Source organism: Alkalispirochaeta alkalica DSM 8900 (genome assembly GCF_000373545.1).
GTDB lineage: Bacteria > Spirochaetota > Spirochaetia > DSM-27196 > Alkalispirochaetaceae > Alkalispirochaeta > Alkalispirochaeta alkalica.
The window spans coordinates 101,067-116,731 of record NZ_KB891703.1 but is presented as its reverse complement, the minus strand read 5'-3'; the positions used below and the strand labels follow the sequence as shown (position 1 = coordinate 116,731).

General features: G+C 63.6%; 12 protein-coding genes and 1 tRNA gene. 4 read left to right on the top strand and 9 right to left on the bottom strand.

Going from position 1 to position 15,665, the window contains the following annotated elements:
- Nucleotides 1-243: 243 nt before the first annotated feature.
- From B071_RS0107005 to B071_RS0106975, 6 genes are all read right to left on the bottom strand, one after another.
- A complete protein-coding gene (locus B071_RS0107005) occupies nt 244-1,023 on the bottom strand; it encodes a DeoR/GlpR family DNA-binding transcription regulator (protein WP_438829619.1) in 780 nt (259 codons plus the stop codon).
- Nucleotides 1,024-1,043: 20 nt separating this feature from the next.
- Nucleotides 1,044-1,334 (bottom strand): PTS sugar transporter subunit IIB, encoded by a 291-nt coding sequence (locus B071_RS0107000; RefSeq protein WP_018526392.1) that lies wholly within the window; start codon nt 1,332-1,334, stop codon nt 1,044-1,046.
- A gap of 245 nt (nt 1,335-1,579) precedes the next feature.
- On the bottom strand, nt 1,580-2,536 hold the full coding sequence (locus tag B071_RS0106995) for an aldose 1-epimerase (protein ID WP_018526391.1): 957 nt from the start codon (nt 2,534-2,536) through the stop codon (nt 1,580-1,582).
- Between the two features lie 7 nt (nt 2,537-2,543).
- On the bottom strand, nt 2,544-3,305 hold the full coding sequence (locus B071_RS16380; protein WP_438829618.1) for a PIG-L deacetylase family protein: 762 nt from the start codon (nt 3,303-3,305) through the stop codon (nt 2,544-2,546).
- 1,275 nt (nt 3,306-4,580) lie between these two features.
- Nucleotides 4,581-5,825 (bottom strand): diphosphate--fructose-6-phosphate 1-phosphotransferase, encoded by a 1,245-nt coding sequence (locus tag B071_RS0106980; protein ID WP_018526388.1) that lies wholly within the window; start codon nt 5,823-5,825, stop codon nt 4,581-4,583.
- The gene (locus B071_RS0106975; protein ID WP_018526387.1) at nt 5,822-7,003 is read right to left on the bottom strand and encodes an ROK family transcriptional regulator; all 1,182 of its coding nucleotides are present in this window, start codon (nt 7,001-7,003) and stop codon (nt 5,822-5,824) included. The genes B071_RS0106980 and B071_RS0106975 overlap by 4 nt, the downstream gene beginning before the upstream one ends.
- Nucleotides 7,004-7,135: 132 nt before the next feature.
- Between B071_RS0106975 and ettA the strand changes: the two genes are divergently transcribed.
- Entirely contained in the window at nt 7,136-8,815 is a 1,680-nt protein-coding gene (gene ettA, locus B071_RS0106970; RefSeq protein WP_018526386.1) for an energy-dependent translational throttle protein EttA, read from the top strand.
- On the opposite strand, the gene rimO is transcribed toward ettA, so the two are convergent.
- The 3 genes from rimO to B071_RS0106955 form a co-directional block, all read right to left on the bottom strand.
- Nucleotides 8,816-10,246, bottom strand: coding sequence for a 30S ribosomal protein S12 methylthiotransferase RimO (gene rimO / locus B071_RS16375; RefSeq protein WP_018526385.1), 1,431 nt, complete (start codon nt 10,244-10,246; stop codon nt 8,816-8,818).
- Nucleotides 10,247-10,395: 149 nt separating this feature from the next.
- Nucleotides 10,396-11,496 carry a helix-turn-helix domain-containing protein gene (locus B071_RS0106960; protein WP_018526384.1) on the bottom strand — a complete coding sequence of 367 codons (1,101 nt, stop codon included), beginning with the start codon at nt 11,494-11,496 and terminating at the stop codon, nt 10,396-10,398.
- A 3-nt stretch (nt 11,497-11,499) separates the two neighbouring features.
- Nucleotides 11,500-12,108: a LolA family protein gene (locus B071_RS0106955; protein WP_438829617.1), complete on the bottom strand. Its 609-nt coding sequence runs from the start codon at nt 12,106-12,108 to the stop codon at nt 11,500-11,502.
- A gap of 305 nt (nt 12,109-12,413) precedes the next feature.
- On the opposite strand from B071_RS0106955, the gene pyrH reads away from it, so the two are divergent.
- The 3 genes from pyrH (at nt 12,414) to B071_RS0106935 (ending at nt 15,374) form a co-directional block, all read left to right on the top strand.
- Nucleotides 12,414-13,094, top strand: a complete 681-nt coding sequence (pyrH, locus tag B071_RS0106950; RefSeq protein WP_018526382.1) for a UMP kinase — start codon at nt 12,414-12,416, stop codon at nt 13,092-13,094.
- 1,752 nt (nt 13,095-14,846) lie between these two features.
- On the top strand, nt 14,847-15,212 hold the full coding sequence (locus B071_RS0106940) for a hypothetical protein (RefSeq protein WP_018526380.1): 366 nt from the start codon (nt 14,847-14,849) through the stop codon (nt 15,210-15,212).
- 78 nt (nt 15,213-15,290) lie between these two features.
- Nucleotides 15,291-15,374: transfer RNA gene (locus B071_RS0106935), tRNA-Leu, on the top strand.
- The last annotated feature ends 291 nt before the right edge of the window (nt 15,375-15,665 follow it).

Here is a 15,665-nt window from a genome sequence, read left to right as displayed (position 1 = left end):
GTGAGGGTGGCCACAAAGGTNCCCCCGGGCTGGCCCGGACGGTACTCGGGAGGCCCCGGGCGGTAGGAGGTTTGCTGGAGCAAGGTGCTGCGCCGCTGTTCGCGCAGGAGCTGGGCCTCCTCCCTGGAGACTTCGGGCTCCCGGCTGCATCCCGCCAGCCCCACCACCAGAGAGACCACCAGGATCGCCGCCAGNCCCGGTGTCAGAGCCAGGGCGAGCCCCCTGCGGGACAGACTGCTTCTCCTAGACAAGATGGACCTCGATNCCCCGACTGCGGAAGAGGTCCAGGTACTCCTGGGGTGCCTTCTCATCGGTCACTACATAACTGAGGTCGTCCAGATTTGCAACACGATTGAACCGGGCCTTGCCGAATTTTCTGGAATCGGCCACCAGAATAACCCTGGTGGAGACGGAGATCATGGCCTGCACCAGGGGAACCAGGCGGCTCTCGAAGAAGGTTATGCCCTGGTCGCGGTGGATTCCGTCGGCCGAGAGGATCGTGGTGTGTTCCCGATGACAGCTATCAAAGTACCCTCCCCGGCCAACCCGGGGATCCACCACGTACTTGTTCCAGACCTCCCCGCCCAGCAAAACCAGNCGGATGTTCTCCGAGACCCCCGCTTCCAGGGCGAGCTCCACGGAACTGGTGATCAGCCGAAAGTGGCGATCCTCGATGCCGCTCATGATCTTGCCCGTGAGAAAGGTGGTGGTACCCGGACCGATGAGGATATCGTCCTGGTCGCGCACAAGCTCGGTACAGTACTCGGCGATACGAATCTTTTCCTCTACGGCCTGGATCATGGGCCCCGGGGCCAGTGCCCCCGCCTTGTCGGCCTTGTAGATCACCCCGCCCCCCACGGTTTGCAACACCGTGGAGTCCTGCTCGAGTCGTTTGATGTCACGCCTGATCGTGGCCGTGGAGACCTGAAAGAACCGCGCCAGCTCCTCCAGTGTGGTGTGGCGTTCCAGACGGATCTTGTTCAGCACCCCCCGCAGACGTTCCTTTCTGCTCTGCACCACCATAGCCATAGCCAGCTCAACCGCTAGTCACTGGTGAGATACCCCACAATCTTTTCGAGATCCCGCTCCAGCCCCACACCGGTGAGAAAGGAAACGGAATGGATCACGGGGACATCACCCGTACCGGAGACGAAGGTGGTGGTCACCACCAGATCGTGGCCCTGAACCCTCTCGGGAACTTCCACAGCCTTGCACTGCGAGGTCTCCACGGGGATATTTCGCTTTCCCAGCTCTTCTTCAATTTTTCGCGCCACCACGGTGGACGTCGCAATCGCGGTCCCGCAGGCCACGAGAATCTTCTTTTTTCTGACCATCTGTATGACAACCTCTTTTCAGCCGCTCCCGTCGCTCCACTCCGGGCGAAGCAAAACATGGCAGGTCTGTTATATATTATTCTATTACATGAAGACGACGAAAACCGCCGACCTCCCATTCTAGCACAGAATACTGATATCGCCGAGAGAAGACAACGGAGGCAGGAGGAAATTTATGTGTCCCGGGAGGAACCTTTNNCCTGCACCGGGGACCGGAGCGGACTTGCTCTTCAGGGCTCTGTTCTTCAGGACCTCGCCATGGCCGGGGTTTNTTCCTGCGTCGAGGGCCGTAGCCTCACCCGGGCCCGGCCCCGCAGGAAGGCCCCGGGAAGCACCCCGGGAGACCCCGCCACGGGGCGGTTAAAGGCATCGGCTGGCCCCGTGACCGGCTCGAGGGCGATCGATCGCCGGTGGGGAGGAATAAAAACCTGGACCGTTCCGAAAGCGTCGTCGCACCAGAGCTCAAGACGGTGCCGCACCCCGTGCAGGACTACCCTGGAACCGTCCCGGGGAGAACCATCCAGGGGCCAGGCCAGGTCTATCTCGTCGTCACCGATCAGGCGGGGCGTGCGAAAATCCCGGGGTGAGCCCTCCACGGAGGGAGTCTCCCCCGTGGGAATCAGGTCACGATCCACCTGGTAATAGCACGGTGCGGGTATCTCCAGGGCGAGCCGGTCCACCCGGTCGGCCTCGGGTAGCGAGAAATAGGGATGCCATCCCAGCGCGACCGGTGCCGTCTCAGGACCGGTATTTTTCACCAGCAGATCCACCAGCAGGGAATCGTCCCTGAGGGTATAGGTGACCTCCAGAAAGAGAGGAAAGGGATAGCCCTCGCGAGGTTCCAGGGCTCCCTCCAGGAACAGCACCGACTCACGGGAGCATTCCTGTATTTTCAGCGCCTTCAGAGGAGTCTCGTAGAGAAAGCCGTGAATTGCATCGGTCCCATCGGGATCGTTCGGGGGTAGCTGGAAGAACCTTCCCTGCCAGCGGTATTCCCCCCGGGGAATACGATCGTTAAAGGGGACCAGCAAACGCCCGCAGAACCAGCGGGCCGATTCTTCAGAGGAAGAACCGTCGTCCAGAACAGCCAGCGCCCCCTCGCGGGAGCCCTCGGGCACCAGCCGAAGATCCCGGACCGCGCCACCCCGGGAGAGATCAACGGACAGCCGTGCCCCGGAAGGGCGCTCAAGACGACGTATCATGGTGGTGTCACCCTCCTTCCGGGGAAAAGAGCGCCTCGTAGCGCCGGGAATCGTAGAAGGTGAAGGGAAAGGTGCGGACATACTCCACCGGGCCACCACGCCGCAGTCCCTCCACGAGATGCGCGATCTGGGCCTGGGAGGCGAAGGCCTCGATGGAGGAGATCTTTTTCTCGAAGAGCGCCGCACCGGCGCGAATCTCCAGATCGGGCGCCTCCACAAAGGGACAATAGGCGGCGATCTCGTAGACCCGGGGGGTCTCTTCCAGGGGTGGTCCCAGTTCGGGCCAGATATCACCTCCGGCGTGGAAGAGGGAAATCAGCACCTCCTGGTGAACCAGCTTGTGGTCGGGGTGGTAGTCGGCGGAGGACATGATGAAGACCCGGGTCGGACGGAAGGAACGCAGCTCCGCCGTACAGCTGTTCTGGAGGCCGCAGAACCCGGCAACACCGTGCGGGTCGCCCTGGCCGCCCTGGGCGGCAGCCCGCCGCCCCAGATGAAGGTGCAGCTGCGAGTCCGGATACCCGTACCAGGCGTAGTCCTCCACCCCCAGCACCTGGAANGAGGCTGCCGTCTCCTCCTGACGCACCCGGACGATCTCGTCGGCCCCGGTAACGCTGGTGTAGCCCATGCGTCCGTCCGTGACGATCCTGGCCCGTTGGGAGACCCCCTCGGCGGAAGCGATCGCCATCAGCAGCCCCCCACCGATCGCCAGATCGTCGTCGTGGGGAGAGAAGAAGAGCCACCGCTCCTCCTCTCTCCAGTCCTCCATCACCCGGGACAGCGCTCCCCGCCGAACCGCTCCGTCGGGAAACCGTCGGGCCAGGCTATAGCCTCTCTCTGTTCCGTTCTCGCTCATTCTGTTTTCTCCAGTCANGGCATACTCCAGTCATGGCATCTCTTCAGTCATGACATTTCTGAGCCACGATATCTCCGATCTCTCAGGAGCCCTGAAACTCGTTGCCCACCTTGCGGGCCCGCTGGGGCTTGTCNGGGTTCACCCCCAGGGCGATCCCCGTCTCCACGAGAAGATTCCACCCTGCAGCGAGCTGGGCNTAGACAGCCTCGGGCCCTGCCTGGGGGATGCGGATCGTGGGGAATCGGGTCTCCCGGGAAGCGATCGCCACAACGTGGAGCCCCACCCCCTCGCTGAGAACCTGGGCGAATTTATCCTCTTCCTCGGGGTAGGGGTCGATGAGGACCACCGTGTCCTCGGGGTTCATCACNTCCTCGATCCCGTGAACCGCGTAGGTTCCCTCGAGGTAATCGGCGCGCTTGCGCGTGATCTCGTTGGTCTTGAGGGTGAGTTCCTCGGCAACACCATCGTTGCGCCCGGCGAAATAGATCATGGGAGAGGCCGCAACCCTGGCAACCAGGGCCGGATCNATCTCCACCGTCAGCGCCTCCTCCATAACGGCGGCGAGCTTCTCCCGGTCCANCCCGGGCTCACCNAGGAGATCGCGAAAGATCTCATCNTAGACCAGGGCCTGCTCCACCACCGATTTGGTGGCAGCCACGGCCTCCTCCGCGCCNCACTGCAACACAACGCGGTTNTCCGACTCGAGAGCGATGGGTGTTCCGTCGTGAGCCACCACACCGGTGAGGGTCACCCCCGCACCCCGGGCGCGAAGGTGTCGTATCAGCTTGACCCCCTCGGCGGTTCGTCCCGAGTTGGAGCCGATAAAAACGTGATACCCCTCGAGGTCGTACTCCCGGGCCTGCAGACACGCCTCNGTGGCGATCCGCGGGGCCCCGGCGGAGCGAAGGGCCCGGGCGATGAGATGCTTGGCCGGAAAAATCCGGCTGGAACCCTCCCCGGAGAGCAAAACGCGATCGGAGGTGACGGCAATCGCCTCCATCGGGGCTGTATCCAGGTTCCGGACCAGCGAAACGGTCTCCATCATCTCCCGGCACAGGGCGTAGCGGGTATATTTCTCTGTGTTCTTCATGGTCATTNCCTTCCTTTCTGGTTCATGATATTCAAACTATTCCTGGTCTTCAGACGGGTTATGTTATTCAGACGACGCATCCTCCCGGTCCCGCCTGATTACGACCGGGGGGCCTCCACCCGGGGAAGCCCNCCCAGATCGATACANTCCTCAAAATCTCCCGTCAGGGGGCGCAGGTAATCGAGAAACGCCGGGGTCACATACCCGGGGACAAGAAACTCGCCAGGCATGGGCCGAGCCCGAACGGCCACCTCCTCAAGCGGAGCCGTTCCGTACCCCACCCGATAGGGCGTTCCCGGTTCGCGCCGGATCGTTACCATAACCCCGCTCTCGCCCCGCACAGCCCGGGAAACAGCCTCGACACCGCAGGCCCAGGCCTCTTCCCTGTCCAGAGAGACCACCCGATCGGCCGCCGACATGGGCAGCGATTCAGGGATCTGGAACTCGCCGCGATACCCCGTGGCCTCGCTGATCAGGCGGTGCAGACTCAGAGCCGCACTGGCCCCGCTCATGGCTCCGAACTCGATATTGTTGAAGCGGTCCCGGGCGGTGTTGCCGGTGATTCCCGCCGACACGGGCGTCCCGTCATCCCAGCAGGTCCCCTCACCCACCACGATCGAGGCCCAGCCGTACTCACCAATAACACCCTCCACATCGGCAAGAACCCGCTCCCGGGTCAGGGGAATCTCGGGGACGTAGATCAGATGCGGAGCATCCTCGGGCGCTCTCTTGACCACCGCCGAGGCCGCAGCGAGCCAGCCTGCGTCGCGACCCACGGTCTGGTGAACCACAAAGCGATCGACCCGCTTCATGTCCCGGGCCAGACGCCCGGCGTGCTGAACCGAGAGCGCCACATAGCGGGCCGCCGAGGGAAAGCCCGGCGTATGATCCGTGGCGTAGAGATCGTTGTCCACGGTCTTGGGGATTCCCACCCCCTGCAGCTCGTATCCACCCTCACAGCAGTAACGGGTAACCCGGTGGATCGTGTCCATGGTATCGTTTCCGCCGATGTAAAAGAGATAGCGGATATTATACTTTTCCAGAAGCTCCCCGATGCGGGGCAGATCCTCGTCCTGAACCTTGTGGCGGCAGGACCCCAGGGCCGAACCGGGCGTACGGCTCAGGGCGACCAGATCAGAGGGCGAGAGCCCCCCCAGATCCAGGAGGCGCTCCTCCATGAACCCCTCGATGGCGTAGTTCATCCCGTAGATTCCCTCGAACCCCGCAGACCGGGCAGCCTGGATCACGCCAGCCAGGCTCGCGTTGATCACCGCCGTGGGGCCGCCCGACTGACCCACCAGGATATTTCCCCGGACCGTTCCTCGTGCTTTTTCTCCGCTCATCTCATTACCTCTCCTGCAAGTATCGTATCAAGACTATCTTCGTAAACCAGGTGAGCAGCCCCCAGGAGGGCCGCCTGGCGATGCAGCACCGTCTCTGCGGTGATCCCCGACTCATCCAGGGCGCGCCGGGTCTCGTGAAGGTCCCCGAGGAGCCCCTCGCCGGGGTCCGAATCGGGGAGGCTGATCACCACCCGGGAGGGATCGGAAAAACGGACCGCCGTCGCTGCGGCCCTGTCCAGCTCCTCCGTGCTGTGACCGGGAGATGGGGGCAGGAGCTCGCCCGCGCTCCCCCGGGCACCGCGCCACACGCGCCCCCCCATGACCATCCCCGCGCCCACCGAGGGGGGATCCTCCGTGAAAACCAGCGCCAGCAGGACCTCCTCCTGAAGACGGGAGCGCCTCCAGGCGTTGAAGGCGATGCAGTTGGCGTCGTTTTCTACCACCACCGGCAGGAGCCCCTTCTCCTCCCGGAGCGGGCTCCCCTGAAAAAGCCCCCCCTGAAGGCGCTGCTCTCCGCCCGGGTCAGCGGCCAGGGCCAGCCCCCGCCTGAGCAGGAGAGGCAGGTTCTCCAGATCGTGGGGGAAATCGGCCGAAGCACGAACATCNCCCCCGGGGGTGACCACGCTGGCCACGGCCAGGGCTGCCCCCAGGAGAGGAATCGCCCCGACCGGTTCTTTTCCGTGTTCCCCGGAAGACCCGCTTTCCCCGGAAGGTCCACTTTCCCCGGGAAGCCCGGCCAGCCCCGTCCCTCCGGCACCACCGCCCCCGCAGGAGGTTTCCTCAAGCTCCCGGGCCAGCCCGGCCAGAAGACCCGTAAATTCAACGTCCGAGGGAGAGCCCCCCAGGCAGCTCCTCCGGGCCGAGGNAACCACCCGGCCCGTGCAGTCCACCAGAACCCCCTCCAGCACCCGGGAGGTCCAGAAAAACGAAAGATACCGGCCCCGGGAAGGGTCCAGCGAGAGCAACCTCGAGGGCTTCCCCCCCCCTGCCCCGGGGGTCCCCCGGCCCAGCTCCAGCACCCAGCCCTGCCGGGAAAGCTCCCGGATCAGATTGGTCACCGTGGAGGGCCTCAGACCGGTTGCCCGCGAGAGGTCGGCCCGGGAAACGGCGGGGGAAGCGCGCAGCGTCTCCAGAAGCGTACGAAGATTCTCCCCTTTGATCCGGTCCTGCGTCCCCATGTCCCTCCGCTCCCCGATGTTNGTTCATTCACCGAATAAACTAACAGTAGCACGACCGCTATTTCTGGTCAAGAAAAAACCATCGGAACACCCAGCCTGTCCCTTGCCCGTCCTTTCTGATATGCTCGAGNCATGGCGAAAACCTTCGACGACAAACGAATCATTTATTCCATGCAGGGCGTCTCCAAGATGCACGGCACCCAGCAGGTTCTCAAAGACATACATCTGGCCTATTTCTACGGTGCCAAGATCGGCGTGCTGGGACTCAACGGATCGGGGAAATCCACCCTTCTGCGAATCCTCGCGGGGGTCGACACCGATTTCACCGGCGAGACCACGGTCTCACCGGGCTTCACCATCGGCTACCTGGAGCAGGAGCCGGAACTGCCCCCGGGAAAGACGGTGCGCGAGATCGTCTCCGAGGGTGCCCAGGAGACAATCGACCTCCTGGCGGAGTTCGAGGCGATCAGCGAAGCCTACGGCGATCCCGATGCAGACTATGAAAANCTGGGCCAGAAACAGGCCACCATCCAGGAAAAAATCGACGCCGTCGACGGCTGGGAGCTCGATTCCCGGCTGGAGCTGGCCATGGACGCCCTGCGCTGCCCCGAACCGGAGACGGTGGTGGATGTCCTCTCGGGAGGGGAACGGCGGCGGGTNGCCCTGTGCAGGCTCCTCCTGAAACAACCCGATATTCTGCTCCTGGACGAGCCCACAAACCACCTGGACGCCGAGACCGTGGCGTGGCTGGAGCGGCACCTGCGNGAATACCCCGGCACGGTCATCGCCGTAACCCACGACCGCTATTTTCTGGACAACGTGGCGGGGTGGATTCTGGAACTCGACCGGGGCCAGGGGATTCCCTGGAAAGGAAACTACTCGAGCTGGCTCGAGCAGAAGCAGGACCGCCTGGCCCGGGAAGAAAAGGGTGAGAGCGAGCGCCGGCGAACCCTGGCACGGGAGCTGGAATGGATTCGCATGACCCCCAAAGGAAAGCAGACCAAATCCAGGGCCCGTATCTCCAACTACGAAAAGCTCCTCTCCCAGGAAGGGCGGGAGAAAGTCCGCGAAACCCGCCTCACCATCCCCCCGGGACCGCGTCTGGGGAACCTGGTGATCGAGGCGGAAAAGATCACGAAGGGCTACGACACCANGCTCCTCTTCCAGGACCTCTCCTTCTCCGTTCCCGCCGGTGCCGTGGTGGGAATCGTGGGCCCCAACGGCGCGGGAAAGACCTCGCTTTTCCGCCTGATCGCCGGCCAGGAGGAGCCCGACCAGGGCACGCTTCGTCTGGGCGAGACGGTGAAGATCGCCTACGCCGATCAGATGCGCGCCTCCCTGGACCCGGAAAAGACCGTGTGGCAGCAGCTCTCCCACGGCCAGGACCTGATCCGCCTGGGAACCCAGGAGGTAAACTCCCGCGCCTTCTGCGCCTGGTTCAACTTCACCGGCTCGAGCCAGCAGAAACCTGTAGGGGTCCTCTCGGGGGGCGAACGGAACCGGCTGAATCTGGCAATGATGATCCAGCAGGGCGGAAACGTTCTGCTTCTGGACGAGCCCACCAACGATCTGGACGTGAATACCCTGCGCGCCCTCGAAGAGGGGCTGGAAGAATTTGCCGGATGCGCCCTGATCATCAGCCACGACCGCTGGTTCCTGGACCGGGTCTGCACTCACGTGATGGCCTTCGAGGACGACGGCGTGGTCTGGTACGAGGGGTCCTGGAGCGAATACGAGGCCGCGCGGCGCAAGCGTCTGGGATCGGCTGCTGACCGGCCCCACCGCTACGTCCACCGCAGCCTCACGCGCTGATCACCCGCCCCGCAGCACCCGCGCCTGGAGATCCACCCCCGANCGGGCGGTGATCTCCACGGTCAGGAGGCTNCCGGGCTGCACCCCCGCCCCGTCGTGGACCACCACCAGGCCGTCCACNTCGGGGGCGTTCAGGGGCGAACGGCCCAGCACAATATCGGTACCCTGAATCTGCTCCTCCACCAGAACGGGGAGCCTCCGTCCCACAAACCGCTCCAGCCGCCGGGCGACGATCCTCTCCTGAACAGCTTCCAGCGCCTCTTTTCGGCGGACCATCTCCTCGGGGGGAACGATCCCCCTGGTTTCCTCCCCCGCCGGGGTCCCCTCCTGGGCGCTGAAGGGAAAGACACCAACCCATTCCAGCTCGGCCTCTTCCACGAAATCCAGAAGCTCCCGGAAGTGAGACTCGGTCTCGCCGGGATACCCCACAATAAAGCTGGACCGGAGCGCNGCATCGGGGTTGATCGCGCGGATCTGCCCGATCAGCGAGAGATAGCGATGGGGATCCCCGGGCCGTCCCATGGCACGCAGGATCTCGGGCGAGCCGTGCTGAAAGGAGAGGTCAAAATANGGCAGAAGCCGCTGGTCCTGGCAGGTAAGCTCCACCACCTCCAGGGGAAAGATGTCGGGATAGAGGTACAGGGGCCGAAGCCAGAAGGATCCCGGTTCTCCCAGGAGGCGCCGCAGAAGCGCAGCGATACCGCCGGGATCGGTCTGGTGCCTCCAGGCGGCGAGATCCTGGGCCACCAGGTTAAACTCCTGCACACCCTGGCGCCGAAGCTGGCGGAACTCTTCCAGAATCGACCCGGCNCTGCGCGAGCGCTGGGGACCGCGAATATCGGGGATCGCNCAAAAACTGCACCGGTGGTCGCACCCCTCGGCGACCTTCAGAAAAGCCGACCCGGGATGCGACAGCAGNCGCCGACGCCGGGGCTCGGCCAGGTCTGCNCCGCCGGGGGGCAGCCAGACCAGGGGAGAGCCCCCGGAGGAGTCCTCCNGGCGGTCCTGGCTTCCCAGGCGATCGANAAACTCGGCGATCCTGTCGGGCTCGCGGTTGCCAAAGATCCCCGCCGCCTCGGGGANCCCCTCGGCCAGGGCATCGGGGAAGCGCTGGGTCAGACACCCCGCCAGGACCACCGTGGCCTCGGGATACCCGGCCATGACGGCCAGGGCTGTGTCGATCGATTCCTCCTGGGCGGGCTCGATAAAGCCGCAGGTGTTCACGATGATCACCTCGGCCCGGGCGGGGTCGTCGATCCAGACCCGACCGCTCTCTTCCAGACGAGCCCCCATAATCTCGGCATCGACCTGGTTCTTGGCGCACCCCAGGTTCTCGATATAAAANGTCCCTGCCTCGGGAGTTGATCCTGTCTCGGGCGCTGTCGCTNCTTNGGAATCACCCGATTCCGGCCTGGCGGTCTTGTCTGACATNTTTCGATTCACCTGTATTCTGATTTAATCCGTTCCCGGTTTAGCTGTCCCCGGTTTATCTGTCCCCGGGGCACCCCNTGGGGAGGTATCGGCTCACCCCGGATCACCTGCCGCTTCGGGCGGAGCCCGAGGCCCCGCCGCACAGCCCCCTAGTACAGGGGAAGCTGCTCCACCAGGAACTCCCCGTCCCCGGCCGTGCGACGAAGCACCAGGGCCACTACCTCGCCCTGACGNCCCAGATCCAGGGAGGACCCGGCCACGGTGAGCCCCACGTTCCCGGCATTGCTCACCCAGAGCCGCACCAGATCGGAGGCAGAGAGGGAAATGGTATCACCCTGGGTGTAGACCGCCTCCCGGCGGGGCTCCTGGTCAACCTGGTAGCGCACCAGGGTATNGCCCTGGACCTCCAGAGAGAGAGGAAACTCCCGCTCTTCACCCAGAGACGCCACNATCNGCGGAGCCCGCTCCCGGGAAGCCTCCCGGGTCCGGCCGATCTCGATCTCCAGNCGGTCCTCCTCGGAGAGGGAGGATTCCCCCGGAAGATCCTGCAGATCCTGGCCCACCACACGGTCTATCCGGGCCACTACCAGAGGGGGGTCCTGGTCCAGGTAGACCTGCCGGATCGCCACACGCACATCGGGCGTTCCCTCACCGGTGATATCCAGGGAGCGACTCGAACCCCGGGCGATCTCCACGATCCCGGCCTCGCTCCCCAGAGCCACCCGTTCACCGATGGAGATGAACTGAAGCAACGCCCGGGTCTCTCCCACGGGAACAGCCACCCGGTCACCTTGGGCAAAGCTCCGCTCGATGAACTGGTTGCTCAGGAGAACGGGAGGGGCCACATCCTCCCCCTGGGGGCGTTCCCGGGAAAAANAAGGCAACCTCACATCCATCCGGAGTGCCAGATAGACCCCGCCCCCCAGNAGCGCCACGAGAAAAACCACCGCCATCGCCTTCAGGGGTACGCGCAGGGGTTTCCGGTCCAGCAACTCCTCTATGGGAAGGGGCTGCTCCTGAATCTGCATGTTGCGGTACAGCCCCACCACCTCGTCGGGATCGAGCCCCANATAGGCCCCGTAAGAACGGAGNAACCCCAAAAGGTAGGCCTCCCCCGGGAGCTGATCGAAGGCCTCGTCTTCCAGCGCCTGGATATAGCGCTTGGATATATGGGTATCGCGCTCGGCCTGCTCCAGCGAGAGGCCACGTGCATCCCGGGCAGACCGCAGCTTTTCGCTGATAGACTCCAAGAATTACCCCTCGCCTTCAAACAGAAAGTCGTGGAAGGTATTGGCCGACGAGGGACCCCGATAATCGAAGCGACTCGCCGGAATCCCCGGGTTCCGGTCAATGTTGGTGAAATCAAACTGGATTTCCTGATAATCGGCCGTTACCGCCTCGATACGCCGGATGAGNTTGTCAGCACCTACCGAGAGAATCAGCTGGCGGAAGCCCTCGGAGGTACTCCTCCAGTTCAGCCGCAGTTTTGTCACCATCTCGCTGGAGCCTTCCTCCAGGGGAACGGCGTTGGGGCTGTCCAGATAGGCGATACCGTAGCCCCGCCTCAGGAGCTGCAACCCCCGCCCGCTGGCAGCAGCAGCGATGGCCGCATCGCCCCCGGACTGCAAACGCTGGCTCAGAACCACGTTGTACCGGGGCAGATACACCTGCAGGCGCTCGCCATCGGAGACCAGCACCTGATCCTCGGGCTGGGAGAAATCGATCCTGATCTTGTGGGGATCCTTAAAGAGCAGGACACCCCGGGACACACTGCCACCGTTCCTGATGACAATATCGGCAGAGTACTCCTCGAGCGTCCCGTATTCCTGCGCCACCCGGTCAAAGAAGGCCGTGGCAGGCATAAGGTCCTGGGCAGCTACAAAGCTGCCTGCCAAAAGCAGAAGAACTGCCATTCCTGATCTTGCTATTTTCTGTAATCCAAACACCATACCCTGCATTCCTGAAGCTGCTGCCATTATTTTTTGTAGTGTAGCCACATATATCCCTTTGTCAACCGCACTACCTCGCCGGGAGAGACCCCCCTCATCTGATCATATCCCCGGTACGGTAAAATTTCTACGGTTCATCCTATCTTTTGCACCCCGCCGTCTGGCTGGTCCCCCGCCGGGTCTGTTTGCACCCCCGCCGAGTCTGATAGAATACCCCCATGTTCGTCATATCTCTCGGAGGGTCAATCCTGGTTCCAGACCAGATTGACACCAGCTTTCTTGCCTCGTTTCGGACGATCCTGGAAGAGCACCTTCAGGATCCCACCCAGCGCGTTGTCCTGGTGATCGGCGGCGGAGGCCCCGCCCGACGGTATCAGGAAGCCTACCGCTCCCTGACAGCAACCCCCGACCCCGACGCCCAGGACTGGATCGGAATCATGGCCACCCGTTTGAACGCCGAACTGGTCCGTCAGGCCCTGGCCCCGCACTGCTGCGACCCCGTAGTCTACGACCCCACCGCCGAAGCGCCCTTCACNGGAAGAATTCTGGTTGCCGCAGGCTGGAAACCGGGCTTCAGCACCGATTTCGATGCAGTCAAGCTGGCCGAGCGATTTGGAGCAGACACGGTGGTAAACCTCAGCAACATCGCCCAGGTCTACACAGCGGACCCCAAGGAAGACCCCTCGGCAACTCCCCTGGAACGGGTCACGTGGGAAGAGTTCCGGCGCATCGTAGGAGACCACTGGACCCCGGGCAAAAACCTCCCCTTCGACCCCGTGGCAACCCGACGAGCCGCTGAACTGGGGCTCCGCGTGATCGCCGCCGACGGGAAAAATCTCGAGAACACCCGGGCAATCCTGGCGGGAGAGGAATTTTTCGGCACCCGGATCGGCCCCTGATCCGGGGGACTCCCCGAGGGACGCCCCCGGAGCCCACCCCTGGTCACCCCCGGGGCCCACATCATTCAGGGTCCCGGTCCTTCAGGCCGCCCGGGGGCCAACCCCTCAAGCACCCCGGACTCGCCCCGGATCCTCAGGACCTGGACCGGTTCGAAGCCAGCCGTTCCAGATCGGTCACGATGGCGGGATTCATGCGATGGGAAGCAGGAATCAGCGAGAGCGACCGGGCCTGCTCCCCCCGCTCTGCATCGGCCAGAACAGGAACCGACCGGTCGTACTCACCCAGGGAGAGATACAGCCGGGCAATCCGGTACGCCGGAGTATCATCCTCCCCGGGCAAGGGAAAAGGCACCCGCTCGATCCTCCCCAGCTGCTCCAGCGCCTCGTCGAGGAACCCTCGATCGTACAGCAGCTCCGCCGCCGCCAGATTAATATGAGCCAACTCGTCAGCCGAGAGAATGAGCCCCCGCAGACGCGAAACCTCACGAAGCCGATCGGTCATGATAAGCGCCGCCGTAAGCGACGAGAGCACCTCGATCCGTTTTTCCTGATCAAAACGGGAAACCGGCGCCTGGCCCAGCAACTCCGCAATCGTCGCCCCGGGAGACCACCCGGGCTCACCCTCGGCCCGCAGGAGAATAACAGCAGCAGCAGCCCGGGCCCGAACCTCGGGATCAGCGATGGACAGAGCCGTAGCGCAGGCCTCCTCGTAGTAATCCCCGTAGGGAAGACGACCGTCCTCCTGCAGCACCACCGTTCCCAGAAGCGCCTGGGCCACCGCCCGGGACGAGACAGGCGCGATATTCCCGATAATCGCCTCCGCCCCGGGCCGATCCCCCTGGACCAGAAAATAGCGTAAAACCTGGCGAATCTTCCCGAAATCACCCGGGCGGACCAGCAGCCCCTCCTCCGCCCTGCGCAGCGCCTGATCCTGAAGNCTCCGGGCATCACGGACATTCCCCAGCGTTCGGCTCAAATCAGCAAGACGAGTCTTCAGAATCACCGCCGTGGTGGGATCCTCAACAACCGGCACAATAGCAATCGCCTGCTGTACCACAGGATTCAGCGCCAGCCGGTCACCCTGGGCCCGGATAAGATCGGCCGCATCNACCAGAAACCGGACCCGCACAGTATCATCGTCCAGAAGGTACAAGGCATCGAGCGTCCTGCGGACCGACTCCTCATCGACATTGGGGTTNGCCAGCTGCGCCTCCAGAAGCCGGAAGAGAACCCTCCCCGCCTCCTNCGGGGCAANCCCCCGCACCCGNGAAACCACGGAGGAACTCACCGCAGCAGCACGCTCGCTGTAGGCATCGTCGAGCCCCGCCAGAACACTCCACATCCCGGCCCATTCCAGCAGAACCTCCCCCCCGGGCTCCCCGGCCCGGGAAAGACTCCCATCCAGGCGCCGGGCGATCTCCACGGAACGGCGCAACTGATCCTGATCCGCCTCGAGCCTGGCAAGACCCACCGCCGCCCGGGCGTAGACAGGAGCAACCAGCTCCAGGGGCGCGCCCTGGACAAACTCCAGAGCCACATCGAGATGAAAAATTCCCGTTCGGGGAGGCCCCGGATCGACCTCCACATCTGGACCCGTGGTGCACCCGGACAGAGAAAGAAGCAAAAATAGGACGCACGCAACACCGCCCCTGCGGAGCAGTTGCCAGAAAAACCGAGAAGTATGCACCGGGACCATCATATCGAACATAGGCAATTCCCCTGGTTTGGTCAACGCGCTATAGTAGAGAGATCATGTTTCACTCACAGAAGTTTCTTACACAATGCCGGAAAGTTCCTCCCCAGGCCTTTCTTTCGGCAGGAACCGAACAGGACCAGCTGGAATCCCTCTTTGCCCGTTTTCTGGGAGCCGTCCCCCGGGAACTCGCCCGGGACCTGCTGGATCACACCCTGGAAACAGCCGGAACCCGCGACGAAGCCCAGCAGAAACTGGCCGACCTGGTGGACCTCTTCTGGCTGCAATACGACGACGCCGCAGACCCCCTGACATTCCCGGACTGGGAACTCCTGCGGGAAACAGTCAACACCTGGGCCCAGGAACTGGACATCGACCTGGTACAGTACATCATGGAACGGGTCCTCACCCACAAAGCGCTCTGACCCCGCCCCCGGCACAGGGGCGGCCAGCCCCATTGCGCAGAACGCCAACCTGGTATAGGATTTGTCCCTGAAAAACAGGCCGGCGTGGCGGAATTGGTAGACGCAGCAGACTCAAAATCTGCCGCCCGCAAGGGTGTATCGGTTCAAGTCCGATCGCCGGTATAGACAGTCTGTCGGGCGTGCCCCGGCGCACGCGCCGGGTCCGGCTCTGCGGGGGTTCCGTCCGGGCGGCCCGGAGCGCCCGCCCGGACCGCCCAGGGGCGCCCCTCCGATCCGTCACGCAGCACACAGAGCCAGGCAATTCACCCCCATCACCGGGGAAATCCCGTTGCACCTTCGGGGAATCCAGGGGTGCACAAAACACGACAGGCGGAGTTCCCGAAACCCTGAAACTGAATGCGTGTTCCGGATTCAAGGGGAGCTGTTTCTATGGTATGCCGCAGAACCTGAAAC